The organism is Streptomyces sp. NPDC020731 (assembly GCF_044334705.1).
Taxonomy (GTDB): domain Bacteria; phylum Actinomycetota; class Actinomycetes; order Streptomycetales; family Streptomycetaceae; genus Streptomyces.
This window is the reverse complement of the sequence record NZ_JBIRTN010000010.1, coordinates 75,328-101,002: the sequence shown is the minus strand read 5'-3', so window position 1 is coordinate 101,002 and position 25,675 is coordinate 75,328. Positions and strand designations below refer to the sequence as shown.

Below are 25,675 nucleotides of genomic sequence, written 5' to 3'. Positions count from 1 at the left end.
GTGCGGGTACGGGGGCCCCGTGTGCCGGGGGCATGGCGCCCTGGGGCGGGACGGGAGTGCCTGATACCGCAGCCCCGTGTGCCGGAACGGGGACCCCCTGCGGGGGAACGGCCGCACCTTGTGCGGGTACGGGAGCCCCCTGCGGCGGAACCGGAGCCCCCTGCGGCGCGACAGGCGCCCCCTGCGCAGGCGCCGCGCCCCACTGCGCCGAAGCCCCTGGAGCCTGGGCGTTCGTCGCCGGGGTGGCCGGAGCGGGAGCCTCGGCGGGTGTGCCGTCGGGCTCCGCCGGCTGGGTGGCGGCCCGTCGCCGGCGGCCCGTCGGCGCGCTGGTGGGGTGTGGCTGCGGCGGGGTGTGGTCGTCGGCCTGGTCGTGCGGAACGGCGTCATGGCGGCCGTCGTCGACCCCGGTCCCCCCGGGCGCAGCACCCTGCCCGACCGCCTGCGCCGCATGTCCGGCGTGCTGTTCCTGGTCCGCCTCGGCCGGTGGCAGCGCGAACACCGTACGGGGCGCGGCCTCCTGCGCCGCCGCCCGCTCGGTGGCGGCGGCCAGCGCACGTCGACGCCGCCCCGTCGGCTGCGACTGCCCGGAAGCCTGAGCCGGAACATGCACCGCGACCTCGGCCTGGGGCACGTCGGCCGTCCCGCCCCCGCCGGACGGCGCGGGCAGCGCCGGCGGCAGCGCGTGCTGTTCGCCGGACCCGTGCAGGGCCTGCCGCTCGGACGGTGCCGGCACCCCCTGGGGCGGTACGGTTCCGCCCAGCCCCGTGTTCGACGCGGCGGCCCCCGCCGCGTGCTCGGCGGCGGTGACGACGGCCCCCTCGGACACCCCGGCCGCCCCGGCGAGCTCGACCTCGGCACCCACCGCGGCCGACGCGTCCTCGGCCGGCCGGCCACGTCGGCGCCCGGTACCGCTGGACACCGTCTGCGCCGGAAGCTGTGCCTGCGCGGGCTCGTCGGCGGTGGCGGCGGCGTCGGCCGCCCGGCGCCTGCGCCGGCCGGTGGGCGTGGACTCCGTACCGGAGCCGTCGTCCGCGCCCGGCACCTCGCTCTCCAGGAAGGCGTCCACGGACGGGCGCCGCGACCGGCGCCGCCCGCCGCCGGAGGCCGGCTCGGCGGGAGCGGGCTCCTCGGCCGGCACCGCCACCTCGGCGGCCGCCACGGACCCCGCCCCGCCCCCGATCGGCACCTCGAGGACGAACGCGCTGCCGCTCATCCCCGGCACCTCGTGCGTCTGCAGCACACCGCCGTGCGCCCGGACGATCCCGCGCACGATCGGCTCGTGCACCGGGTCGCCGCCGCCGTACGGTCCGCGCACCTCGATGCGTACGACCTCGCCGCGCTGCGCCGCCGCGACCACGACCGTGTTGTCCAGGTAACCGCCCGCCGACACGGGCGTGTTGCCGGTCGCGTCGACACCCGCGACGTCCGCGACGAGATGCGCGAGGGCGGTCGCGAGCAGCCGCGGGTCCACCTCGGCCTCGATGGGCGGCGCGTGCACGGCGAACTGCACCCGTCCGGGACCGATGAGCTCCACGGCCCCGTCGACTCCGGCGCCGACGACGGCGTCGAGCATCACCTTCGTACGGGCGACCTGCTCGCCGCCGGTGTCGAGCCGCTGGTAGCCGAGGACGTTGTCGATGAGGGTGGTGATCCGGGCGTAACCGGCCGACAGGTGGTGGAGCACCTGGTTGGCCTCGGGCCACAGCTGCCCGGCGTCGTCGGCGGCCAGCGCGGACAGCTCGCGGCGCAGTTCGTCCAGCGGGCCCCGCAGGGACCGCCCGAGCAGGGTGAGCAGCTGGTCGTGCCGGGCGGCGAGGGCCTCGTAGCGGTCCTTCTCCCGCTCGCCGAGCGCGGCGTACCGCTCCTCGTTCGCGGCGAGTTCCTCCGCGTGCTGCTCGCGCAGCTCCTCCAGCTCGGTGGCATGGCCCTGGCGCAGGGCGGTGAGCGCGGAGGCGTGTTCCTCGGCGAGCCGCTCCAGCTCCTCGGTGTGCTCCTGCCCGGCCTTCTCCTTCTCCTCGACGAGCGCGTCGTAGGAGCGGCGGTCGAGGAACGTCATGACGGCGCCGACGAGCTGGTCGCCGTCGCGCACCGGCGCGGTCGTCAGGTCGACCGACACCTGGTCGCCGTTCTTGGCGTACAGCACCTGACCGCGCACCCGGTGCTTGCGCCCGGAGCGCAGGGTGTCGGCGAGCGGGGACTCGTCGTACGGGAAGGGGGCGCCGTCGGCGCGCGAGTGCAGGACGAGCGTGTGCAGTTCCCGCCCGCCGAGTTCGCCGGCCCGGTAGCCCAGTATCTGGGCGGCGGCCGGATTGACGAGGACGATCCGCCCGTCGGTGTCGGTCCCGACGACGCCCTCGGAGGCGGCGCGCAGGATCATCTCGGTCTGCCGCTGCGAACGCGCGAGCTCGGCCTCGGTGTCGACGGTGCCGGAGAGGTCGCGGACGACGAGCATCAGCAGTTCGTCGCCGGTGTAGCCGGAATTGTCGTACGCCTGCTGGCCGTTCTCCAGATTCGCACTGGTGACCTCGACCGGGAACTCGGTCCCGTCGGTCCGCCGGGCGACCATCCGCGTCGGTTTGGTGCGCGCCCGGGGATCGATGTGGTCGGGCCGCCGCATGGACCCGGGGATGAGCCTGGAGTCGAACTCCGGCAGCAGGTCCAGCAGCCCTCGCCCCACCAGCGCCGTGCCCGGGGTCTCGAAGGCCTCCAGGGCGATGGCGTTGGCGTTGACGACCGTCCCGTTGGCGTTGACCAGCACCAGGGCGTCCGGAAGCGCGTCCAGTATGGCTGCGAGGCGAGCAGTGCCTCGGGATGGCCTGCTGCTCACGAGACGCTTCCTCTCTGTTACCGCGACGTGCCGACCGCTCGGGCCATCTTGCCAACCTGCCCGCAGCGTGTCACGCGAGGGAGTCTAAGGGCTGGGATTGCGCTCGCGACGTCGGATGGGACGTACATCGCATCAAGAAGTGACGGCGATGTGACGCCCGGTACGCCCGGAACCCGTGACTGCCTGCGCCGACGCGCCACGAACCTTCGCGGGACCTTTACGCCCCCTGTGCCCCGACTCGCTCCCGGAAATCTCCCTCACGGGCGCCCCGCGGCGCCCGCTTCGGGCAGCAGCGGCACCAGCCGGTCCCAGCGGGCGATCTCGCATCCGTTCGTACGGTCGTAGGTCGCGTCGACGGGGCGGCCGGCCCAGGTGCCGGTGACGCGGGCGGTGGCGGGCCCGCCGTACTGCAGAGTGCAGACGGCGTCGCGCGGTGCCGGGGCGAAGGCGTCCCGCCCCCACCGCGTGTTCCGCTCGACGGCCGCACAGGCACCGGCGGGATCGGGATGACTGCCGCCACCGGGCCGGCACCGCACCTCGTACGTCCCGTCCGCCCCACCGCCCGCGTCGCGCACGGTGACGGTGAGGCGGTCCCCGCGCGCAGGCGCGTCGTGCGCGTACGCCGCCGGGGGCGCGGTGGACAGCGAGGTGAGGGCCGCGACGGCGGCGACGGCACCGAGGGCGAGCCGCCGCGGCCCGGGACGGACGGCGGCGGGAGCCTGTGGGACGACCTGCGACATGACCTGAGACATGACCTGACCAACGCGCCACCGCGCGGAACGTTGCGCCACGCCGAGGCGACGGCCGGAAGTGCTTTGCCCTGCGGGCTCCCCGCCTAGTACCGTGGGTGGCGATTGGTGACACCCCACGCGGGTGTGTCATCATCGGCACGCACCGAAACCGATCGCGCTCACGCGCGGAAGGTATCCGTGCACGGAGGCGTCGCCTAGTCCGGTCTATGGCGCCGCACTGCTAATGCGGTTTGGGTCTTAAAGCCCATCGAGGGTTCAAATCCCTCCGCCTCCGCACCGATCACGAAGCCCCGGCCCCCGCGGTCGGGGCTTCGTGGTTTCTTCCCCCGTCGATCCCGCGTTTGTGCAGCTCACAAGGGGTGGGGCAAACGGATTTCACATGGCGGCGGCAGTCATGTAATGTTCTTCCTGTCGCCGCGAGCGGGCCGAAAGGGCCGGGGAGCGGCGAGAAAACTGAAGAGACAAGCACTCGTAGCTTAACGGATAGAGCATCTGACTACGGATCAGAAGGTTGCAGGTTCGAATCCTGCCGAGTGCACAGCAGGTCGAAGGCCCCGGAGAGATCCGGGGCCTTCGGTGTTTCAGGGGCGTACAGCAGCGAAGTACAGCAACCGCGTCATCTGGTACCGCCCATCGCATCCGACAGCTTGCCGATCGGCCGGATGGGCCGCTGGAGGTCTGCCGGCACCGGAGCTCCTCGCTCAGATCATGGTCGCGAACGACCTGTGGCTTCCCGAGCTCAGAGCGCGAGATCGATTCTCTTCACCCGCTCCAAGGCAGCAGCGATGATGTTCCGGCGACCCACGCTTGAGGCGGTTGCGGACCCGGTGGGGCTGCACGACCGACACGGTGACGTGGCTGAGACCCCCGGAAACCCTGGAGCGGGGCCTGTCCGCAACTACTGCATCAGCTCGAGGTGGGGGTGCTCCGCGGACACCGGGCAGCGGTAGAGCTGCTGCCGGTAGCCGCTGGCGATCTGGACCTCGGTCGGCTGCCTCGGGACGAGGTCAGGAGGCTCCGGGACGATTTCGCTCACGGACCGCGGGACACGGCCGCGCTCCTGTACGTCCAGGCCCTTGGCCCGGAAGGCGTCGATCAGCCTCTGGTGCTCCGGGTCGGATGCGGTGAACGACGGGCTGACGCGCGGCCGATCCTCGTTCTCGACCCAGCCGCGGCTGTTGTCGTCCCATTCGAAGGTGGCGATGGTCAGCAACGGGTCCATCTCGATACCGCAGGCGGGGCAGCCCCGGGGTTGGGGATCGGTGGGGCCCCAAGAGGCCCAGCCGCCGACCTTCCAACCGGGCGCGACGGACAGGTGGTCCTCGTAGAACTCCGACGGGTAGTCCATGAAGGAGCTGTCCACAGCGGTGCCGGCCGCCTCCCAGCGGCTCCAGTCCTGGATTCGCGCCCGCAGTTCGTCACTCAGCTCCATGAAGTGCGGATACTCGGTGATCTGCTCCGGTGCGAGCAGGCACGGCTCGGGCACGTACTCGTCGAACTGAACGGCGGACGGCTGCGGGGGCGTGGCGAGGACGTCCGTGACCTCGGCGGCACGGCGCCAGAACAGCACGGTCCTGGGCATGAACTTGTCCGGGGGATGGTCGCAGGGGCACCACAGCACCTGGAGCAGATCGGCCCCGTCCCCGCCGGGCGGGCGCAGATCGGGGATGTCGCGCGCGTACAGCTGGGCCAGCGGCAGCAGGGCGATCGGGCCCTCGGGGTGCGGACGGCCGGCCTTGATCCGCTCCAGGGTCGCCTTCTCCTCGGGCGTGAACACGGTCCGGCCGACATCGTCGACGGGCCGGTGCTTCGCCTGCGCCCCGATGCGTCGCCACTCCCGGACGTCGTCCGGCGAGTGGGGCTTCTCCGATCTGTGCCACTGGTGCGAGCCCTCGCAGTACGGCCACGGCTCGTCCGCGGGCCACAGCAGCGGCCCGCCGATCGAGCTGTCGTGCGGCGAGGGCGACCCGGGACGGGGATGCAGCCGGGTCGCCGTGCGGGCCAGTGGGGCCAGTTGCGGGAAGAACGCAGTGACGTCGAGTGGCCTTGGCGGGGTCCTGCGTATGTCGGTCATGGCGGCGATGCTGCCATCAGCCTCTGACACCCCCAGGGCCAAGCGGACTTCACAACCTGGTGACCACCCGGGCGTTGACGGGCCTTGACCCCAGCCGCTCCGCGCTGATCGGCTGGACACGTGGCCAACGACCCGAGCGAATACGACAAGTCCGTGCCCGTCGTTGCGGCCCACCTCGCCAAGACCGAGCGGGCGGTCGATCGCACTCGCGCCGCGCACGCCGGACGGCCGTCTGCGGAAGTGCACCAGGCTCTCGTTGAAGCTCTGCAAGCCGAGGACGCCCAACGAGTTGTGCCGCAGGCCGCCGAGGAGCTTGCGGGACAGATCTCCGAGTCATCACGAGCAGGCGACGGCCCGCGGACGTCAGCGGACCGTCAGCGCGGGTGACAGGCACCGCAGCCCAGGTCCAGCGAGTATCCCGAGTTGCTTCGGGACGAAGAGGTCACCTGCCGACGTCCGAGTTGTGATCGCCTGCGGACGACCGCGGACGGGCATGGAGCCGCACGAGCAGAAGCCGGCCCAGTACTCGTCATGACCACACACGAAGGCCTCTGGCCGCTCTGCCCTCAACACTTCGTACCGGGCGGCAAGGGCGTCCAGAGCCTCATGTGGCGAGCAGCTCGGACGGTCACGAAGGATCTTGATGCCGTGGAGGATCCGGTTGCTGGGAATCTGGTCGTCGGCAAGGCCGACAGTTGCGCCGTTGGTCGTGACGGTGGCGCACGGGCCGCCTGGCCGGCTCACGCGGCGGACGGTGGGATGTTCTGGTTGGCGTGGAAGAAGTTGTCCGGGTCGTAGGCGCGTTTGACCGCGGTCAGCCGGTCGTAGTGGTCGCGGTAGGTGGAGCGGACGCGCTCGGGGCCCTCCGCCTCGCCGATGAAGTTGACGTACGAGCCGCCCATGGAGTGCGGGTGCAGGTCGGTCCAGTAGTCGACGCACCACTGCCGGACCAGATCGGCGTTGGCCGGGTCGGGGTCGATGCCGGCGACGACGCCGGACCACACGGCGTCCCGGTAGGCCCAGGCCGTTTCGCCGGGGGCTACCCGGTGGGCCGATCCGTCCACGGGGTACAGGTGCATCGTCGACAGGTCGGTGGGGAGGGCCTGGCCGTACCTCTCGTGCACCGCGACGGCGTCGTCCGGGATGCTCTCGAAGAAGTCCCCGCGCCAGTACCACTGCAGCCCTTTGGGGACCAGTTCGTCGAACATGGTCTGCAGGGCGGGGTAGGGCATGGGAGTGGCGAAGTGGAAGGCCGGCGGGGCCGGGTCGTTGACCACGGACAGCACGTCCTCCAGGCGGCCGGTCTCCAGGTCGCCGGTGTAGCACCAGATCACGGCGCACATCTTCTGGCCGTGGATCGGTTCCGGGAAGGGCGGCCCGGGTGGAACGGTCATGATCGCGAAGAACCCGTTGAGGTCCTCCGGCGCGGCGGGCAGGAACTCCCGGTACCAGCGCAGCACTTCCGGCGTGCGGTCGACCGGCCACACGGTCACCGCGACCCCGACCGTGTCCACCGGGTGCAGCCGGTAGGTGAACGACGTGACCACGCCGAAGTTGCCGCCGCCGCCCCGCAGCGCCCACAGCAGATCCGGGTGCTCCTTCTCGGAGGCGGTGACGACGCTGCCGTCGGCCAGGACGACGTCCGCGGCGATCAGGCTGTCGACCGTCAGCCCGTACTTGCGGGTCAGGTGGCCGTGCCCGCCGCCCAGCGTGAGACCGCCGACCCCCGTGGTCGAATTGATCCCGGTCGGCACACCGAGGCCGAAGGCGTGTGTCTCGTGGTCCAGGTCGCCCAGCCGGCTGCCCCCGCCCACCTGCGCGGTTCCGGCCTCCGGATCGACGCGTGCCCAGCGCATCGGGGACAGGTCGAGGGTGAGCGCGTCGTCGACCAGGCACAGCCCCGGCCCGCTGTGCCCGCCACCGCGCACCGCGAGGTCGGCCCCTCTCTCCTGGGCGAAGGCGATGGTGGCCCGTACGTCCGCCGTGCCCGTGCACTGGGCGATGGCGGCCGGCCTCCGGTCGATCATGGCGTTGTAGATGCTGCGGGCCTCGTCGTAATCCGCGTCCTGCGGCGTGACGACACGTCCTCGCAGGGCCGCTCGGAAGTTGTCGAGAGCAGTCGCGTCCATGCCGCTCATGAGCGGACACCCCTTGGGAAGGATTGCGGTACCGGACGGCCGCGGCGGGCGGAACCGGCGGATCGGCCGACGTTCGTCCGGGGTTCGGGGAGCGAATCCCCGTTCCATCCAGTGTGACGCCGGTCACGTCGCTGCGCGACATGGGGAAATCAGTCCGGAGAGCCGGGGTTTCCGCGGTGGCGGAGTGTGGTGCGGAGGTAGTTGGTCAGGGCGGTGGCCGCTGCCGTGAGGAAGATGAAGCTGTAGAGGATCTGCAGGATGGCGACCAGGCGGGCCGCCTGGCCGCGCGGGGTGATGTCGCCGTAGCCGACGGTGGCGAGGGTGACCACCGTGAAGTAGAGGGCGTCCAGGCGGGTGGCGATGCCGTCGAGCTCGCCGGGGCGCTGGGCCAGGGCCTGGTAGGCGGTCGCGAAGACCAGGATGGACAGGCTCATCAGCAGGGGGATGACCAGCCCCGGGCGGACGTCCGGGCGGCCGAGCAGGACGTGGACGACCTGCCGCAGCAGCAGGAGTGCGATCAGTGTCAGCGCGAGGCCGAAGAGGGTCCAGCTCAGGGCCGGGCGGCGCGGGCCCAGACGGTCCAGGGGCAGGAGGAAGTACGCGGTGACCATCGCCGCCACGCCCGCCGCCTGGACCAGCCAGGGCCACAGGGCGCTCCAGGTCGTGGACGCGCGTTCTAGGCCCGGGACTCGCGGCGTGGTGCGCACAGGGCCCAGATGATGAAGCCGTCGATGGCGATGAGGGCGATCGACCAGACCGGTGCGTGGGGCAGCCACACGAAGTTGGCGACCATGCTGAGTCCGGCCAGCGCGACGCCCACCGCGCGGGCCCAGGTGGCCCCGGTGAACAGGGCGAGACCGGCGACGGTCACCAGGGCGCCGAGGATCAGGTGGATCCAGCCCCAGCCGGTCAGGCTGAACTCGTAGGTGAAGTTCCGGGTGGCGACGAAGACGTCGTCCTCGGCGATGGCGGCGATGCCCTGGAAGATCGCCATGATGCCGCCGAACGTCATCAGGACCGCCGCCGCCGCCGTCCAACTCGTCGCCCAAGGGCTCTTGGCCTCCCACCCGGCCTGGTGGTGGCGTGTGCCGCTGACATTGCTCGCCATGTGTTCGACCTTTCGGCTGTCCCCGAGCGGTGCGGCCCCCCAACCAGGTTTGCACTCCGGTCCGGGCTCGGCACCTCGGCGCGGGTGCCGGACCCGGCCGGTGCCGGGCCGCGGTCCGCGGGCGTTGTCAGTGGGGCCCCCTAGTCTCGTCGGAGATGGCACAGGCATGGAGGTGCTCGGGGCTGCGGTGGTCGGCGGACGGCCCCGTGCTGGCGTGGGAGGGCGGCCGGCGCTCCGCGCTGACCTGGGGGAAACGGGTGGCCTTCGGGGTCGGGGAAGGGGGAGTGCGGACATGTGTGGGGGCACGGGGGCACGCGTGTCCGCTCGGGGCGGCCGTTCCGGGGCGGAGCACGGGGGCGCGCTGCGAGGAGTGCGCCCGGCTGGACCGGGCGCACTCGGTGGCCGCCGACACCCTCGCGGACGATCCGCGGCCCTACCGCGTGTACCTGGCGTGGTTCGGGCCGGGAATGACCAAGGTCGGGATCACCGCGGTACAGCGGGGGTCGGCGCGGCTGCTGGAGCAGGGGGCGGTCTGCTTCAGCTGGCTGGGGACCGGGCCGCTGATGGCGGCGCGGCGCACCGAGGAGCTGCTGCGTGCCGCGCTCCGCGTGCCCGACCGGATCCCCTACGCCGGCAAGCGGGCGGTGCGGGCGGTCCTCCCGGACGGGGAGGAGGAGCGGGCGGCCGAGATCGCCGGGTTGCACGCGCGGGCGGTCGCCCTGGACGGATGGCCGGAGTCGCTCGCCCGTGAGCCGTTCCGGCCGGTCGATCACGTCGGGGTGTTCGGGCTGTCGGGGGTGCCGGCCGCCGTGGGGGAGGTGAGCGAGCTGGTCGCCGGGGGCGCGGTGAGCGGGGAACTGGTGGCCGCCGCCGGTCCCGATCTGCATCTGACGACGGGGAAGGGAGTCGTGGTGCTGGACACCCGGCTGCTGACCGGGTGGGGACTGCTCCCGGCCCGGGGACGGGAGTTCGCGGTGCCGGTCAGGGCGGTCAGGGACCGGGCGGCGGCGCAGGACGGGCTGTTCTGATCCGGGGCCGGCCCCCGCTGGTCGCCGTTGGCGAATCCGTGGGACGGCCGCCGGGCCCCCGCCCCGGCACCGCGACGGGAGTTTCCCGCCCCGCGGAGCACCGCATGAGCGGCGTCACGCCGGAGAAGCGCTCCCCTCACCGGACGGCGACGAGACGTGCCGACGGCATCCCTCTGGACCCCGGTTGCGGTCGCGGGTGATCGTGGGCGGCATGAGCGCTCACCCCGACATCCGTACCGAGGCCGACGACGTGCGGCGCTTCTGGGAGGGGCTCGGGCTGCCCGGGCTCGTCGATGTGCACACGCACTTCATGCCGGAGCGGGTGCTGCACAAGGTGTGGGCCTACTTCGACGCGCTCGGGCCGCTGACCGGCGGTGTCGAGTGGCCGATCACCTACCGGGAGGAGGAGGCCGCACGGGCCGCGCTGCTGCGGGAGTTCGGCGTGCGGGCCTTCACCGCCATGCTCTACCCGCACAAGCCGGGCATGGCGCGCTGGCTGAACGGCTGGGCGGCCGGCTTCGCCGCTCGCACGCCCGACTGCCTGCACACCTCGACGCTCTTCCCCGAGCCCGACGCCGCGGACTGCGTCCGGGACGCCGTCGACGCCGGCGCGCGGGTCTTCAAGGCACACGTGCAGGTGGGCGCGTACGACCCGGCCGACGAGTCGCTCGACGGCGCCTGGGGACTGCTCGCCGAGGCGGGCGTTCCGGTGGTGATCCACTGCGGGTCCGGCCCCGCGCCCGGCAAGCACACAGGACCCGAGCCGATCGCCCGGGTGCTGGCCCGGCACCCCCGGCTGCGGCTGATCGTGGCGCACCTCGGCATGCCCGAGTACGAGGACTTCCTGGACCTCGCCGAGCGGTACGAGGAGGTGCGGCTTGACACCACGATGGCGTTCACCGACTTCAGCGAGCGCCTGGCGCCGTTCCCCCGGCGGGCCCTGCCCCGGCTGGCCGCCCTCGGCGACCGGATCCTGCTCGGCTCGGACTTCCCGAACATCCCGTACCCCTACCTCCACCAGCTCCACGCGCTGGAGCGGCTGGACCTCGGGGACGCCTGGCTGCGGGCGGTGTGCCACGACAACGCGGCCCGGCTCTTCGGCCTGCCCGGCTGAGCGGAGGGCCGCCCTGGCTGGGCGGGCCTGTCCGGCTGGGCGGGCCGCCCCGGCTGAGTGGAGGGTCGCCCTGGCTGAGAACGGCCTGTCCGGCTGGGCGGCGGGCCGCCCCGGCTGAGAACAGCCTGTGGGTTTCTCAGCTAAAACACAGGTTGCCGAAAGGGTGTTCTCAGAGGCCCCGGACATCGTGTGCGGTATGACCACGATCTCGCCCCAGGGGCGCACCGAACTGCTGAGGCCGGACGGGAGCCCCGTCCGCGTGCTTGTGGTGGACGACGAGCAGTCGATCACCGAACTGCTGTCCATGGCCCTGCGGTACGAAGGCTGGCAGATCCGCAGCGCGGGGGACGGCCAGGGGGCCCTCCGCACCGCACGCGAGTTCCGGCCCGACGCCGTCGTCCTGGACATGATGCTGCCGGACATGGACGGGCTGGCCATCCTCGGCCGGCTGCGCCGCGAGCTGCCGGACGTGCCCGTACTGTTCCTCACCGCCAAGGACGCCGTCGAGGACCGTATCGCCGGACTGACCGCCGGCGGGGACGACTACGTCACCAAGCCGTTCAGCCTGGAGGAGGTCGTCGCCCGGCTGCGCGGACTGATCCGCCGTTCCGGCGCGGCCGACCGCCGCTCGGAGTCGATGCTGGTCGTCGGCGACCTCACCCTCGACGAGGACAGCCACGAGGTCACCCGTGGCGGCGACGGCATCCACCTCACCGCCACCGAGTTCGAGCTGCTGCGCTTCCTCATGCGCAATCCGCGGCGCGTGCTCAGCAAGGCCCAGATCCTCGACCGGGTCTGGTCGTACGACTTCGGCGGGCAGGCGAACGTCGTCGAGCTGTACATCTCGTACCTGCGCCGGAAGATCGACGCGGGCCGGGAGCCGATGATCCACACCCGGCGCGGCGCCGGCTACATGATCAAACCCGCGGTCTCGTGAGCGGACGGCGACGGCCGCGTCCGCAGCGCCGGGCACGCGCCCCGCGCACCCTGCGGACGCGGCTCGTCGTCGCGTCCGTGGTGCTGATCGCGGTGGTGTGCGCGGTGATCGGTTCCGTGACCACGCTGGCGCTGCGGTCACATCTGTACGAGCAGCTCGACGGGCAGTTGAAGGAGGTCGCGGCGCGCGCGTCGGGCGCCTTCGGGCCGCCGGGGCAAGGCGGGGACGGGGCCGGCAGGGAGCCCAAGCCGATCGATCTCACCGAATTCGTCGCCCACGGCCCGCAGCCGAGCTACACCATCGCGGCGAAGGTCGAGAACGGCGCCGTCACGGAGGCCCTGTACGGGAAGAAGTCCGAGGACGACTTCTCGATGAGCGCCAAGTCGCTGGACGCGGCCCAGACCTCCGTGCTCGACTCCGTCGCCCGGGACGACGCCGAGCACACCGTGGACATCCCCGGCCTCGGGACCTACCGCGTCGCCTACCGAGAAGGCCCCAACGGCGCCTTCTACGTCGCCGTCCCCACGGCGGACGTCGACAACACCATCAACACCCTGATCCTCGTCGAGATCAGCGTCACCGCCGCCGGGCTCATCGCCGCGTCCCTGGCCGGAGCCGTCATCGTCGGCGTCGCCACCCGCCCCCTCCGCAAGGTCGCCGCCACCGCCACCCGTGTCTCCGAGCTGCCCCTGCACACCGGTGAGGTGCACCTCAAGGAGCGCGTCCCCGAGTCCGAGTGCGATCCGCACAGCGAGGTCGGCCGGGTCGGTGCCGCGCTGAACCGGATGCTCGACCACGTCCACGGAGCGCTGGACTCCCGGCAGGAGAGCGAGACCCGGGTACGGCAGTTCGTCGCGGACGCCAGCCACGAGCTGCGCACACCGCTGGCCTCCATCCGGGGCTATGCCGAACTCACCCGGCGCGGCCGGGAGCAGGTCGGCCCCGACACCCGGCACGCGCTCCGGCGGATCGAGTCCGAGGCGGGCCGGATGACCCTGCTCGTCGAGGACCTGCTGCTGCTCGCCCGCCTGGACGCCGGCCGGCCCCTGCAGTTCGAGGAGACCGACCTGGTCCCGCTCGTCGTGGACACCATCAGCGACGCCCGCGCCGCCGGACAGGACCACGTCTGGCGGCTCGAACTGCCCGACGAGCCCGCCCCGGTGTGCGCCGACGCCGCCCGGCTCCAGCAGGTGCTCGTCAACCTGCTCGGCAACGCCCGCAACCACACCCCGCCGGGCACCACCGTCACCGCCCGGGTGCGCCGCGACGGACCCTGGCTCTGCGTGGACGTGGTGGACGACGGGCCGGGCATCGCGCCCCATCTGCTCCCGCGCGTCTTCGAACGGTTCGCGCGCGGAGACTCGGCGCGCACCCGGGCCACCGGTTCGACCGGTCTGGGCCTGGCCATCGTGCAGGCCGTGGCGACCGCCCACGGCGGTGCCGTGACCGTCGACAGCGTGCCAGGACACACCGCGTTCACGCTCCATCTCCCCGCCGTCGAACCACAGTTGACGCCCGAGCCGTACTCACAGCCGCGGCACAGCCTCACCACATGGGCACGACAGGGCGCCTGAGCAGAGTCGGTCCCATGCGAACCGATTCTTCTCCCGGCACCCTGCCGGCGCGGGAGCACCTCCCGGCCGCCGGAGCGGGCACGCCGGTCCTGGACGTAGTGATCCCCGTCCACAACGAGGAGAAGGACCTCAAGCCGTGCGTCCGCAGACTGCACGAGCACCTGACCCGCACCTTCCCCTACGTCTTCCGCATCACGATCGCCGACAACGCCTCCACGGACAGCACCCCGCACGTGGCCGGCCGGCTGGCGGAACGGCTCCCTCAGGTGCGGTCGGTGCGCCTGGAGCAGAAGGGCCGCGGCCGGGCGCTGCGGACCGTCTGGTCCGCCTCGGACGCCCCCGTCCTCGCCTACATGGACGTGGACCTGTCCACCGACCTCAACGCGCTGCTCCCGCTGGTCGCCCCGCTGATCTCCGGCCACTCCGACCTCGCCATCGGCTCCCGGCTGAGCCGCAGCTCACGCGTGGTGCGGGGCGCCAAGCGGGAGTTCATCAGCCGCTCGTACAACCTGATCCTGCGCGGTTCGCTGCAGGCCCGCTTCTCCGACGCGCAGTGCGGGTTCAAGGCGATCCGCCGTGACGTGGCCCAGGTGCTGCTGCCCCTGGTGGAGGACAGCGGCTGGTTCTTCGACACCGAACTGCTGGTCCTCTCCGAACGTGCGGGGCTGCGCATCCACGAGGTGCCGGTCGACTGGGTCGACGACCCCGACTCCACCGTGCACATCGTGAGGACGGCGACCGACGACCTCAAGGGCGTCTGGCGGGTCGGCAGGGCCCTGGCCACCGGCTCGCTGCCGCTGGACCGGCTCGCCCGGCCCTTCGGCGACGACCCGCGCGACCGGAACATCGAGGACGTGCCGCAGGGACTGGCCCGCCAACTGGTCGGCTTCTGTGTCGTCGGCGTCCTGTCCACCCTCTTCTACCTGCTGCTCTACAGCGGCTTCCGGACCTTCACCGGCTCCCAGACCGCCAACGGGCTCGCCCTGCTGGTCTCGGCGGTCGCCAACACCGCCGCCAACCGGCGGCTCACCTTCGGGGTGCGGGGGCGTGGCGGTGCCGTACGGCACCAGGCTCAGGGCCTGGTCGTCTTCGGCATCGGCCTCGCCCTGACCAGCGGCTCGCTCGCCGCGCTCAGCACCGCGACCAGTGACCCCGCCCACTCCACTGAGCTGGCGGTCCTCGTCGCGGCCAACCTCGCGGCGACCGTGCTGCGGTTCCTGCTCTTTCGCGCGTGGGTGTTCCCGGACCGCGACCGGCCCCGGTCCCCCGAGACCGCCGCCGCCCCGTCCGCCGCCCCCGACTGGCAGAACGCCCCCGCCGCCCCCTCCTGGCAGGACGCGACCCTGCGGCTCCAGCCGGTCCGCTCGCCGCTCCCCGCCCGTCCGTCCCGCCCTTCCGACTCCGACTCGAGGGACTTCCGATGACCACGCAGTACGACCAGACGAGTCCCCCGGCGGACCCCGCCGCCTGGGGACCCCCGGAGGGGGCCCGGCACGCGGCCCCCGGTACGGGCGAACCCCGCGGGCCCCTCGCCCGCAGAGCCTGGCGCGGCCGGCCCGAGGACCCCCGCTGGGTGCGCCCCGCCTTCCTCGCCCTGCTGCTGGTGACCGGTCTGCTCTACCTGTACGGCCTGAGCGCCTCCGGATACGCCAACTCCTTCTACTCGGCGGCCGTCCAGGCGGGCAGCGAGTCCTGGAAGGCGTTCTTCTTCGGCTCGCTGGACGCGGCGAACGCCATCACCGTGGACAAGCCCCCGGCCTCGCTGTGGCCGATGGAGCTGTCGGTCAGGATCTTCGGCCTGAACTCCTGGGCGATCCTGGTGCCCGAGGTGCTCATGGGCGTCGGCACGGTCGCCGTCGTGTACGCGGCCGTCCGCCGCCGCTTCAGCCCGGCGGCCGGTCTGATCGCGGGCGCGGTCCTCGCGCTCACCCCGGTCGCGGCGCTGATGTTCCGGTTCAACAACCCGGACGCGATGCTGGCGCTGCTGATGTCCGTCGCCTGCTACCTCGTCGTCCGCGCCCTGGAGGACGGCCGTACGAAGTGGCTGGTGTGGGCCGGGGCCGCGATCGGCTTCGCGTTCCTGGCCAAGACCCTCCAGGCCTTCCTGATCCTTCCGCCCCTCGCGCTGGTCCACGGCGTCTGCGCGCCCGTGCGGCTGAAGAAGCGGCTGGGGCAACTGGCCCTGGCGACCCTCGCGCTGGTCGTCTCCGGCGGCTGGTGGGTCGCGGTCGTCGAGCTGTGGCCGGCGGCGTCGCGCCCGTATGTCGGCGGCTCGCAGAACAACAGCTTCCTGGAGCTGACCTTCGGCTACAACGGTCTCGGCCGGCTCAACGGCGAGGAGACCGGCAGCGTCGGAGGCGGCGGTGGCGGCGGTACGGGCGGCGGCGGACAGTGGGGCGAGACCGGCTGGGACCGGATGTTCAACTCCGAGATCGGCGGCCAGATCTCCTGGCTGCTGCCCGCCGCGCTGATCCTGCTCGTCGCCGGCCTGGTCCTCACCCGGAAGGCCGCGCGGACCGACCTCGCCCGCGGCTCGTTCCTGGTGTGGGGCGGCTCGCTGCTGACGACCGTGGTGGTCTTCAGCTACATGGCCGGCATCTTCCACCAGTACTACACGGTGGCCCTCGCCCCGTACCTCGCGGCCGTGGTCGGCATGGGCGCGGCGGCCCTGTGGGAGAAGCGGCGGGCGCCGTGGGCGTCGCTCGCCCTCGCGGCCGCCGTCACGGCCACCGCCGCCTGGGGGTACGTGCTGCTCAACCGCACGCCCGACTACCTGCCGTGGCTGAAGTGGCTGGTCCTGGCCGGTGGGCTGGTCGCGGCCCTCGGGCTGGTCTTCGCGGGCAAGGTGGGGCGTCGGGTGGCCCTCGCGGCGGCGGGGCTGGGCCTGGTGGCCGCGCTGGCCGGTCCGACGGCGTACACGCTGAGCACCGTGCAGGAGGGACACACCGGTTCGATCGTCACCGCCGGTCCGGCCGGGGCGAGCATGGGCGGCGGTCCCGGCGGCGGGGGCGGCGGCTTCCCCGGCGGGGGCGGACCCGGCGGGCCGAACCAGCAGGGCGGCCAGGGTCGGACCCCGCCCGACGGGGGCGGCAACGGCACCGGTGGTTTCCCCGGCGGCGGCGCGGCGGGCCAGAACGGCCAGGGTGCCCCGCAGAACGGCACCGGCAACAGCGCCGAGGGCGGTGTGCCCGGCGGCGGGGGCGGTGGCATGGGCGGTCTGCTCGGCGGTGCGGACGTCGACTCCGAGGCGAAGGAACTGCTGGAGGCCGACGCAGGCGACCACACCTGGGCCGCCGCGGCCATCGGCGCCCAGAACGCCGCGAGCTACCAGCTCTCCACCGGTGAACCCGTGATGGCGATCGGCGGTTTCAACGGCACCGACCCGTCCCCGACGCTCGCCCGGTTCAAGGAGTACGTGGCGGAGGGGAAGATCCACTACTTCGTCGCCGGCGGCGGCATGGGCGGCGGCACGGGCGGCGACTCCGGCAGCTCCGGACAGATCTCCACCTGGGTGCAGGAGAACTTCGAGGAGGTGACGGCCGGCTCGGCCACCTTCTACGACCTCACGCAGAAGACGACCGGCGGCTGACGGTCCCCCCCGATGAGGGACGAGGGCGGTGACATCCCACGTCACCGCCCTCACGTGCTCCCTACTCCGCCTCGGCCAGCCGTGCGGGGAAACCGCCGGTCGCCACCGGCCCCCAGCGCTCCGGAGTGATCCGGATGATCGACTTGCCCTGCTTGACCATGGCGGCGCGGTACTCGTCCCAGTCCGGGTGCTCGCCGGCGATGTTCCGGTAGTACTCCACCAGCGGCTCCACGGACTCGGGCGGGTCCACCACCTCGGCGGTGCCGTCGATCTGGACCCACGGCCCGTTCCACTCGTCGCTGAGGACGACCAGGCTCACCCGGGCGTCCCGCTTGGCGTTGCGGGTCTTGGCGCGCTCGGGGTACGTGGAGACCACGATCCGGCCCGAGTCGTCGACCCCGCAGGTCAGCGGCGAGCCCTGGGGACCGCCGTCGGCCCGCCGGGTCAGCAGGATCGCCCGGTGCCGGGGCCGTACGAAGTCCAGCAGCTCGTCGAGGGAGACACGGGTGTTCGTCGCGATGTGGGGTGCCATGGCGTCAGCCTAGGCCGCCATGGCTTCCGGGAGGTTGTCGTACACGGGGACGTCGCGGCGCAGGCCCGTCAGTTCCAGCACGCGGCTCGCCACGCCGCCCGGGCGGGCCACCACGTACACGCGGGTACCGGGGCGCAGCAGCCGGCGTACGTCGTTGATGAGGCGGACGCCCTGGGAGTCCATGAACAGGGTCGCGGTGAGGTCGAGGACCAGGATCCGGGGCCGCCGGCCGTCGCCGGTACGTGCCCCGGAGACGATGACGCCGAGGAGATCCCCGGCATTGGAGAAGTCGACCTCCGGGGGGAACCGGAGCAGCGCGTGCTCGGACGCGTCACGCGGCCCGGAGGGATTCGGAAGGAAGGTCACGGTGCTCACCTGGCAGACATGTGTCGTCCGGGATTCCGGCAAGGCCGCTTCCTGACCCGTCCGCCCAATTCCATCACGCCGGAGGGCGGCGGCGGAAGTGGGCCGGGAGGCGACCGGCCCGGGGAGGAGATCGGCCCGGACGCCGATACCGCAGGTCCGGGCGTCACCTCATCGCAACCGAACAGATAGAGTTCTGTGCGTCCTGTGCTCGCAGTCGGGAATGTGCTGCGGAGCTCTCCTGCGCACGGCCGTGGTGCCGTGCATGCCGAAGAGGTTCGTGGTGGTTGCGTCCCGGTTTTCTGATTTGCCCCGTTTCCCGGTTGGGTTGGACCTGGCGGAAGCCCTCACGGCGGCGGCACAACAACTGCACGAGACGTCCACCCCGGACAGCACCCTGGGCACCGCCGTCCGTCTCGCGGTCGACCTCGTGCCGGGTGCCGACCACGCGGGCATCTCCGTCGTGGAACGGGACAACCGGCGCTCCACGCTCGCCTGGACCGACGACGTCGTGCGCACCGCCGAGGAGGGCGGCGCCCCCGGGGCCGGGCACCGGCCGTACTGGCACCGCCTGTGGACCGCCCCCGTGGCCGAGGTCGAGGACAGCGAGAACGGCGAGGGCGACGACGCGCTGTCCGCGCTCGGCCTGCGTTCCGTGCTGTCGCTGCGGCTGCGGGCCGACCGCCGCCGGCTGACCGTGCTCACCGCCTACGCCCGCAAGCCGCGCGCCTTCGACGAGACCGCGCTGCGGATCGGCCGGCTGTTCACCGCGCACGTCGGCATCGCCCTCGACTCCGCCACCGTGCGCGAGCAGCTCACCGAGGCCATGCGCACCCGGGACCTGATCGGCCAGGCCACCGGCATCCTCATGGAGCGCCTGGACATCGACGCGGCCGGCGCCTTCGACAGCCTGGTCCGCGCCTCGCAGCGGGAGAACGTGAAACTGCGCGACCTCGCCCGCCGCATCGTCGACCCGCACGGCACCCCCTGACAGGGCCTCACGCGGCAGGGAGCGACTCCCCCTGCACGGCCTGGACGTCCAGCTCCACCCGGAGCGTCGTGCCGATGGCCGCGATGCCGGCCTGGACGACCTGGTTGTAGTTCATCGCGAAGTCCTCGCGCCGCAGTCCGGCCGTGGCGCGGAAGGCCGCCCGGGTGCCGCCCCAGGGGTCCGCCCCGGTGCCGAGGTAGGCCAGGTCGAGGTCGACGGGCCGGACGACACCCCGCATGGCCAGCTCGCCGTGGACCGTCCAGCGGTCGGAACCCGCCTCGGTCAGACCGGTGGACCGGTACGTGATCTCGGGGTACCGCTCGACGTCCAGGAAGTCCGCGGACCGCAGGTGGGTGTCGCGCGTCCCGTTGCCGGTGTCGATGGACGCCGCCCGGATCACCGCCTCCACGCGGGACTCGGTGATGTCGTCCGGCGCGATCTCCAGCGTGGCCGCGAACTCGGTGAACCGGCCCCGCACGCTGGAGATGCCCAGGTGCTGGGCGACGGCCGCCACGCTCGAATGCGCCGGGTCCACGGTCCACGGCCCCGGCGGCGGCAGCTCGGTGCCGCCCTGCCGGGCCAGCGTCACCGTCCCGACCTCGGCCCGCCCGCTCGCGGTGACGATCGCGCTCGCGGCGGCGGGCGCGTATCCGACCGCGGTGACGACGACGGTGTACGCCCCCGGCGCCAGCGCGGTGGTGTCCCGGACGGCGCCCTCGGCGTCCGCCCCGGCGCGCAGCACCTGCGTACCGCTCCCGTCGGTCACCGTGACGACCGCGTGCGACACGGCCCATCCGTCCCGGGTACGGATCCTCGCGGTCAGTGGCATCCCGTTTTCTCCCTGCGAACACGTACGAACATGTACAAAATGGCCGGATGGGACCGGCCCGCGGCGGGGGCGCGTCTCCGTTACGGAACGCGCCCGCCCGCCACGGGCCGGGGTTTCGCTACTCGCCAGGGTGGGCGAGCTCGATGTCGTGGTCGTCGACACCGGTGCCGGTGACCGTCAGCGCCGTCGCCACCGGTGGGTAGCCCGTCGCGATGACGGTGTACTCGCCGCCGTCCAGGTCGGCGAAGGCGTACGCCCCGTCCGCACCGGTCGTCGCCGTGCCGGCCACGTTGCCGGCCGCGTCGACCAGGGTGACCCGGGCGTCGGCCAGCGGCCCGTGCGGTGCGCGGACCACGCCCCGCACCTGGGCGCCGGTCTCCAGGTCGACCTCGACCCGGGTGACCCCGGTGCCGCCCACCTCGACGGGCAGGGCGCGCGGCCGGTACCCGGCGGCGTTCACCGCCACGGTCACCGTGCCCGGCACCAGCTCGGCGAACGAGAAATCGCCCTGCTCACCGGTGCTCCCGGTGGCCAGCAGATCCCCGCGCACATCGGTGACGATCACCATCGCGTCCTTCACCGGCAGCCCACTGCCGGCGGTGCGGACCAGGCCGGTCAGCCCGCTGGTGCCGCTGAGCAGGATGTCGTAGGCGACCGGTTCGCCGTTCACCACGACCGTGGACGCCTGGGGCTGGTGGCCGTCGGCGGAGGCGATCAGGACGTACGACCCGGTCCCGGGCGCGTCCACCGCGTACGCGCCGTCGGCCTGCGCCACCGACCGGCCCAGCTGACGCCCGCCCAGCGAGATCAGCGTGACGGCCGCCTGCGGCACGGGCGCGCTGTCGGCGCCCCGCACGAAACCGCGCACCGGGACGCCGTCGGAGGCGGGCGCCCCCGGCTCACCGGGGCCGGCCGCCGTGGCGACGGCGGCGAGCCGCTGCGTGGCCGCGGGAGCGGCACCGGGGTCGGCGACCGAGGTGGCCGCCACGGCCGCCGGCACACCGGCCGGAACCGGCTCGTCGGTGACGCCGGTGGCCTCGGCGGGGGCCGGGGCCGTCGGCGGGGCGGTCTCGGCCGAGGCCTCCGCGGCCTGGGCCAGCGCGCCCGAGGTCCGCAGCGGGACCTCCTTGATGAACAGCGTCACCAGGAAGGCGAGCAGGGCGATCGGTGCGACGTACAGGAAGATGTCGGCGATGCCGTGCCCGTAGGCGCTCTCCAGCCAGGTGCGGATGTGCTCGGGCAGCAGGTCCATGTCGGGGATGGCGCCGCTGCCGGAGGCCTTGGCGGCCGCCGCCTGCTCCTGCGGGCTGAGCGAGCCGATGGTGTCCGAGGCGTAGCCGCTGATCCGGGTCGACATGACCGAGCCGAGCACCGAGACGCCCACCGCGCCGCCGAGGGACCGGAAGAAGGTCACGACGGAGGAGGCCGCGCCCAGGTCGCCCGGGGCCACCTGGTTCTGCGTGCACAGCACCAGGTTCTGCATCATCATGCCGACGCCGAGGCCCATCAGCGCCATGTAGACGCCGATGTGCCAGTACGGGGTGTCGTAGCGCATGGTGCCGAGCAGGCCCAGGCCGGCCGTCAGCAGTACGCCGCCGGCCAGCAGCCAGCCCTTCCACTTGCCGGTCTTGGTGATGATCTGACCGGAGACCGTGGACGAGACGAACAGGCCGCCGATCATCGGGATGGTCATGACGCCCGACATGGTCGGGGACTTGTCGCGGGCCAGCTGGAAGTACTGGCTGAAGTAGACGGTGCCCGCGAACATCGCGATACCGACGAACAGCGAGGCCAGCGAGGCCAGCGTGATGGTGCGGTTGCGGAACAGCCGCAGCGGGATGATCGGCTCGGCGGCCTTCGTCTCGACGAAGAGGAAGACCAGCGTCAGCGCGATCGCGCCGCCGACCATGGCGCCGGTCTGCCAGGACATCCAGTCGTACTTGTCGTCGGCGAAGGTGACCCAGACGAGCAGCAGGCAGACGGCCGCGGTGACGAAGAAGGCGCCGGCCCAGTCGACCTTGACCTTCCGCTTGACCACGGGCAGGTGCAGCGTCTTCTGCAGCACGATCAGCGCGATGATCGCGAAGGGCACGCCGACGTAGAGGCACCAGCGCCAGCCGAGCCAGCTGGTGTCGGTGATCACGCCGCCGAGCAGCGGGCCGCCGACGGTCGCGACGGCGAAGGTGGCTCCGATGTAGCCGGAGTAGCGACCGCGCTCACGCGGGGAGATCATCGCGGCCATGATGATCTGCGCCAGGGCGGACAGACCGCCGGCGCCCAGGCCCTGGATGCCCCGCGCGGTGATCAGCATCGCGGGGTTCTGCGCCAGACCGGCCACGACGGAGCCGAGGACGAAGACGATCAGGGCTATCTGGACCAGGGCCTTCTTGCTGAACAGGTCCGCGAGCTTGCCCCACAGGGGGGTGGAGGCGGTCATCGTCAGCAGCGAGGCGGTGACGACCCAGGTGTAGGCGCTCTGGCCGCCGCCGAGGTCACCGATGATCTCGGGCAGGGCGTTGGTGACGATGGTCGAGGACAGGATGGCGCAGAACATGCCGAGCAGCAGCCCGGACAGCGCCTCCATGATCTGCCGATGCGTCATCGGAGCGTCTGCGGAGGAGCCTCCCCCGTGCTTGGCATGAGCCCGCACACCGGTTGGTGTGGTCGTTGCCATGGACTTCCTTCTCTTACGCGCTTGCGGGTGTACGGGTGGTCTGTTCGGGAGTGGGAGATGCCGGGCGGGGCACCGCCCGGCAGTCGCCGAAGCTGTCCCTGAGCCGGGCCATCAGCTGGGTGAGCCGGCCGACCTCGTCGTCGGACCAGTCGTCCAGGCGCTCCGCGAGGAGCTGGGTGGTCCGCCGGAACAGCTCGTCGAGCCGGGTCCGGCCGGCGGGGGTGAGGTGCAGGATGCGGGACCGTTTGTCGGCGGGGTCGGGGGATCGTTCGATCCAGCCGCGCTCGGCCAGGTGGGCGGCGTGCCGACTGGTGACCGACATGCCCACGGACAGCAGCTCGGCGAGCTTGCTCATGCGCATGTCGCCGTGGCGGCCGAGCAGCGTCAGCACGGCGGCGGAGCCGCTGGGGCAGTCGGCCGGCATGATCCGGTTCATTTCCCGCTTGACGGCGCCGAAGGCGCTGAACTGTCGCACCAGCTCCTCGTACTGCGCCTGCTCGGCCATGGCACCTCCCGTTTTGATTGCTTAGGGCAACAATAAGAATGGATGGTTGCTGCAGGCAAACAAAAAAGGGCTTCCTGGTCCAAAAACTTGGCAAAGGCAAGTAATCGCGAAAGTAAATCCGCAGGTCCGAGCCCGTCCGCCCCGCCGACGCCGCCCGTCCGCCCTTGCCGGCGCCCCCACTTGGGCACCTCACCCGGCATTCGCTAGGGTCTCGGGACATGGCTAACACCCAGGGCCCGCAGGGCAACCACGACCCCGCCGGCAGCACCCAGATGTTCCGCGCGTTCGTCGACGAGGAACCCCAGGGCCGACAGGCCGCCGCGACCGGCGGTGGCGGCCCGCGGATCGGCCTGATCGTCGGCATCGTCGTCGCCGTGGCGGTCGTCGCCGCGGTGGCCTGGCTCGCGCTGAAGTAGCCGGAAACGCGGCGGCCGCCGTTGCGCCCGTAGAGGGCGCCCCGGCGGCCACGAAACCGATGTCATGCGCGGAGCGTCCTCGGACGCCCCGCCCCCTGTCGTGCCTCAGTCCGAGATGAGGCCCTCCCGCAGCTGGGCGAGCGTCCGGGTGAGCAGCCGTGAGACGTGCATCTGGGAGATGCCGACCTCCTCGCCGATCTGGGACTGGGTCATGTTGGCGAAGAAGCGCAGCATGATGATCCGCCGCTCCCGGGGCGGCAGCTTCGCCAGCAGCGGCTTGAGCGACTCCCGGTACTCCACGCCCTCCAGCGCCGTGTCCTCGTAGCCGAGGCGGTCCGCGAGGGAGCCCTCGCCGCCGTCGTCCTCGGGGGCGGGGGAGTCCAGCGAGGACGCCGTGTACGCGTTGCCGACCGCGAGGCCGTCGACGACGTCCTCCTCCGACACGCCCAGCACGGCGGCGAGTTCGGTGACCGTCGGGGAGCGGTCCAGCTTCTGGGAGAGCTCGTCGCCGGCCTTCGTCAGCGCCAGGCGCAGCTCCTGCAGCCGGCGCGGCACCCGCACCGACCACGACGTGTCGCGGAAGAACCGCTTGATCTCACCGACCACCGTCGGCATCGCGAACGTCGGGAACTCCACGCCCCGTTCGCAGTCGAAGCGGTCGATCGCCTTGATCAGCCCGATGGTGCCGACCTGGACGATGTCCTCCATCGGCTCGTTGCGCGAGCGGAACCGCGCCGCCGCGTACCGCACCAGCGGCAGGTTGAGCTCGATCAGGGTGTCCCGGACGTAGGCGCGCTCCGGGCTGTCCTCGTCCAGCGCGGCGAGCCGCAGGAACAGGGAGCGGGACAGGGTGCGGGTGTCGAGGGCCGCGGTGTCCGGGAGTTCCGGAGCGGGCGTGGTCGGGAGGGCCGGGCCCTCGTCGATGGGGCCGAGTGCGTCGAGAGCATGGGGAGCTGTCTCGCTCTCCGCGAGTGTGAGCACCTTCGAGCTGCCCTGTTCTGCGGACATGCCACCCCCTTTGGGTCGCGGGACGGTCGCGGCGGACGCTCCCCGATCGAGGAACGCAGCCATCACCTGGAATACCGGCGCCGAGGCTCCGGCAAACGCGCTTTCCGCAGAATGTCACATGTCGGCAACGCGCTGTAGCGACATGTCGACATCTGAGATGTGAATCAGCCCTGGAAACAAGGGGTCTGACAGACTTTCAGCTCAGAAACGCGCAGAACGGCACGCATGAGCGATTCGCTCTTTCCGGTTACGCCTCGATCCTGTTTGCGGAGCGCAGCCGCTGGAAGCTACGTGCCAGTAGACGGGACACGTGCATCTGCGAGACACCGAGTTCCGCACTGATCTGCGACTGGGTGAGATTGCTGTAGTAACGCAGCAGCAGGATGCGCTGCTCCCGCTCGGGCAGCTGGACGAGCAGGTGCCGGACGAGGTCGCGGTGCTCGACGCCGTCCAGGGCGGGATCCTCGTACCCCAGCCGGTCCAGCAGTCCGGGCATCCCGTCGCCCTCCTGCGCGGCCTCCAGCGAGGTGGCGTGGTACGACCGTCCGGCCTCGATGCAGGACAGCACCTCCTCCTCGGTGATACGCAGCCGCTGGGCGATCTCGGCGGTCGACGGGGAGCGTCCGAAGGCGGTCGTCAGGTCCTCGGTCGCGCTGTTGACCTGCACCCACAGCTCGTGCAGCCGGCGCGGTACGTGGACGGTGCGGACGTTGTCCCGGAAGTACCGCTTGATCTCGCCGATCACCGTCGGCATCGCGAACGTCGGGAACTGCACGCCCCGGTCCGGGTCGAAGCGGTCGATGGCGTTGATGAGCCCGATGGTGCCGACCTGGACGACGTCCTCCATCGGTTCGTTGCGGGAGCGGAAGCGGGCGGCGGCGTAGCGCACCAGGGGCAGGTTGGCCTCGATGAGCGCGGCGCGCACGCGGACGTGCTCCGGCATGCCCGGCTCCAGCTCCTTGAGCTGACCGAAGAGCAGCTGCGTCAGGGCCCGGGTGTCGGCGCCGCGCCGCTTGGCGGGGCTCATCGGCGGGTCGGCGGTCGCGGACGGGTCGGCGGTCGCGGGCGGGTCGGGGGAGGGGGGACCGGGGGAGGGGGAGCCGGGGAGAGGCGGGCCGTGGGAGGGCTGGGCGGGGGCCGGAGCCTGGACCGCGTCGGGGGACACCTCGTCCTGGGGCGGCGCAGTACTGGCCGACACGGTCAACGCCACCTCTTC

General features: G+C 72.3%; 21 protein-coding genes and 2 tRNA genes. 10 read left to right on the top strand and 13 right to left on the bottom strand.

The window, feature by feature from the left end; all coding sequences use genetic code 11:
* On the bottom strand, positions 1-2,827 hold a 2,827-nt coding region (locus ACH4VX_RS17425), incomplete at its 3' end, for a PAS domain-containing protein (RefSeq protein WP_398368252.1).
* Positions 2,828-3,084: 257 nt separating this feature from the next.
* Entirely contained in the window at positions 3,085-3,579 is a 495-nt protein-coding gene (locus tag ACH4VX_RS17420; RefSeq protein ID WP_398368251.1) for an SSI family serine proteinase inhibitor, read from the bottom strand.
* A 183-nt stretch (positions 3,580-3,762) separates the two neighbouring features.
* Here ACH4VX_RS17420 and ACH4VX_RS17415 point away from each other — a divergent pair.
* A tRNA-Ser gene (locus ACH4VX_RS17415) sits at positions 3,763-3,853 on the top strand.
* A 191-nt stretch (positions 3,854-4,044) separates the two neighbouring features.
* Positions 4,045-4,117, top strand: a tRNA-Arg gene (locus ACH4VX_RS17410).
* A 360-nt stretch (positions 4,118-4,477) separates the two neighbouring features.
* Here ACH4VX_RS17410 and ACH4VX_RS17405 read toward each other — a convergent pair.
* The 4 genes from ACH4VX_RS17405 to ACH4VX_RS17390 all read right to left on the bottom strand — a co-directional run bounded on the left by ACH4VX_RS17405 (position 4,478) and on the right by ACH4VX_RS17390 (position 8,899).
* Complete coding sequence (locus tag ACH4VX_RS17405; protein ID WP_398368250.1) at positions 4,478-5,653, bottom strand: hypothetical protein; 1,176 nt, start codon at positions 5,651-5,653, stop codon at positions 4,478-4,480.
* Positions 5,654-6,393: 740 nt separating this feature from the next.
* Positions 6,394-7,782 (bottom strand): FAD-binding oxidoreductase, encoded by a 1,389-nt coding sequence (locus ACH4VX_RS17400; RefSeq protein ID WP_398368425.1) that lies wholly within the window; start codon positions 7,780-7,782, stop codon positions 6,394-6,396.
* A gap of 158 nt (positions 7,783-7,940) precedes the next feature.
* The gene (locus tag ACH4VX_RS17395; RefSeq protein WP_398368424.1) at positions 7,941-8,402 is read right to left on the bottom strand and encodes a potassium channel family protein; all 462 of its coding nucleotides are present in this window, start codon (positions 8,400-8,402) and stop codon (positions 7,941-7,943) included.
* A gap of 65 nt (positions 8,403-8,467) precedes the next feature.
* Positions 8,468-8,899: a hypothetical protein gene (locus tag ACH4VX_RS17390; protein ID WP_398368249.1), complete on the bottom strand. Its 432-nt coding sequence runs from the start codon at positions 8,897-8,899 to the stop codon at positions 8,468-8,470.
* Between the two features lie 155 nt (positions 8,900-9,054).
* Here ACH4VX_RS17390 and ACH4VX_RS17385 point away from each other — a divergent pair, with 155 nt between their 5' ends.
* The 6 genes from ACH4VX_RS17385 to ACH4VX_RS17360 all read left to right on the top strand — a co-directional run bounded on the left by ACH4VX_RS17385 (position 9,055) and on the right by ACH4VX_RS17360 (position 17,141).
* Positions 9,055-9,927, top strand: a complete 873-nt coding sequence (locus tag ACH4VX_RS17385; RefSeq protein ID WP_398368248.1) for a DUF2797 domain-containing protein — start codon at positions 9,055-9,057, stop codon at positions 9,925-9,927.
* A 211-nt stretch (positions 9,928-10,138) separates the two neighbouring features.
* Entirely contained in the window at positions 10,139-11,041 is a 903-nt protein-coding gene (locus ACH4VX_RS17380; protein ID WP_398368247.1) for an amidohydrolase family protein, read from the top strand.
* Between the two features lie 196 nt (positions 11,042-11,237).
* The gene (locus ACH4VX_RS17375; RefSeq protein WP_199822037.1) at positions 11,238-11,978 is read left to right on the top strand and encodes a response regulator transcription factor; all 741 of its coding nucleotides are present in this window, start codon (positions 11,238-11,240) and stop codon (positions 11,976-11,978) included.
* Positions 11,975-13,552, top strand: a complete 1,578-nt coding sequence (locus tag ACH4VX_RS17370; RefSeq protein ID WP_398368246.1) for a sensor histidine kinase — start codon at positions 11,975-11,977, stop codon at positions 13,550-13,552. The genes ACH4VX_RS17375 and ACH4VX_RS17370 overlap by 4 nt, the downstream gene beginning before the upstream one ends.
* 14 nt (positions 13,553-13,566) lie before the next feature.
* Complete coding sequence (locus ACH4VX_RS17365) at positions 13,567-14,976, top strand: glycosyltransferase (RefSeq protein WP_398368245.1); 1,410 nt, start codon at positions 13,567-13,569, stop codon at positions 14,974-14,976.
* On the top strand, positions 14,973-17,141 hold the full coding sequence (locus ACH4VX_RS17360; RefSeq protein ID WP_398368244.1) for an ArnT family glycosyltransferase: 2,169 nt from the start codon (positions 14,973-14,975) through the stop codon (positions 17,139-17,141). The genes ACH4VX_RS17365 and ACH4VX_RS17360 overlap by 4 nt, the downstream gene beginning before the upstream one ends.
* 61 nt (positions 17,142-17,202) lie before the next feature.
* On the opposite strand, the gene ACH4VX_RS17355 is transcribed toward ACH4VX_RS17360, so the two are convergent.
* Both ACH4VX_RS17355 and ACH4VX_RS17350 read right to left on the bottom strand, forming a co-directional pair.
* Positions 17,203-17,673 carry a PPOX class F420-dependent oxidoreductase gene (locus ACH4VX_RS17355; protein ID WP_398368243.1) on the bottom strand — a complete coding sequence of 157 codons (471 nt, stop codon included), beginning with the start codon at positions 17,671-17,673 and terminating at the stop codon, positions 17,203-17,205.
* Positions 17,674-17,682: 9 nt separating this feature from the next.
* Positions 17,683-18,039, bottom strand: coding sequence for an STAS domain-containing protein (locus ACH4VX_RS17350; RefSeq protein ID WP_398368242.1), 357 nt, complete (start codon positions 18,037-18,039; stop codon positions 17,683-17,685).
* Positions 18,040-18,301: 262 nt separating this feature from the next.
* Here ACH4VX_RS17350 and ACH4VX_RS17345 point away from each other — a divergent pair, with 262 nt between their 5' ends.
* A complete protein-coding gene (locus tag ACH4VX_RS17345) occupies positions 18,302-19,027 on the top strand; it encodes an ANTAR domain-containing protein (RefSeq protein WP_398368241.1) in 726 nt (241 codons plus the stop codon).
* Between the two features lie 7 nt (positions 19,028-19,034).
* Here the strand turns inward: ACH4VX_RS17345 and ACH4VX_RS17340 are convergent, their stop codons facing one another.
* From ACH4VX_RS17340 to ACH4VX_RS17330, 3 genes are all read right to left on the bottom strand, one after another.
* Positions 19,035-19,856, bottom strand: coding sequence for a YceI family protein (locus ACH4VX_RS17340; RefSeq protein ID WP_398368240.1), 822 nt, complete (start codon positions 19,854-19,856; stop codon positions 19,035-19,037).
* 118 nt (positions 19,857-19,974) lie between these two features.
* Positions 19,975-22,530 carry an MFS transporter gene (locus ACH4VX_RS17335; RefSeq protein ID WP_398368239.1) on the bottom strand — a complete coding sequence of 852 codons (2,556 nt, stop codon included), beginning with the start codon at positions 22,528-22,530 and terminating at the stop codon, positions 19,975-19,977.
* Positions 22,531-22,543: 13 nt separating this feature from the next.
* Positions 22,544-23,035, bottom strand: a complete 492-nt coding sequence (locus tag ACH4VX_RS17330; RefSeq protein WP_398368238.1) for a MarR family winged helix-turn-helix transcriptional regulator — start codon at positions 23,033-23,035, stop codon at positions 22,544-22,546.
* A gap of 218 nt (positions 23,036-23,253) precedes the next feature.
* Between ACH4VX_RS17330 and ACH4VX_RS17325 the strand changes: the two genes are divergently transcribed.
* Positions 23,254-23,451, top strand: a complete 198-nt coding sequence (locus tag ACH4VX_RS17325; protein ID WP_398368237.1) for a hypothetical protein — start codon at positions 23,254-23,256, stop codon at positions 23,449-23,451.
* 105 nt (positions 23,452-23,556) lie between these two features.
* On the opposite strand, the gene ACH4VX_RS17320 is transcribed toward ACH4VX_RS17325, so the two are convergent.
* Positions 23,557-24,459, bottom strand: coding sequence for an RNA polymerase sigma factor SigF (locus ACH4VX_RS17320; RefSeq protein ID WP_398368236.1), 903 nt, complete (start codon positions 24,457-24,459; stop codon positions 23,557-23,559).
* 247 nt (positions 24,460-24,706) lie between these two features.
* Positions 24,707-25,663, bottom strand: a complete 957-nt coding sequence (locus ACH4VX_RS17315) for an RNA polymerase sigma factor SigF (RefSeq protein WP_398368423.1) — start codon at positions 25,661-25,663, stop codon at positions 24,707-24,709.
* Between the last annotated feature and the right edge of the window lie 12 nt (positions 25,664-25,675).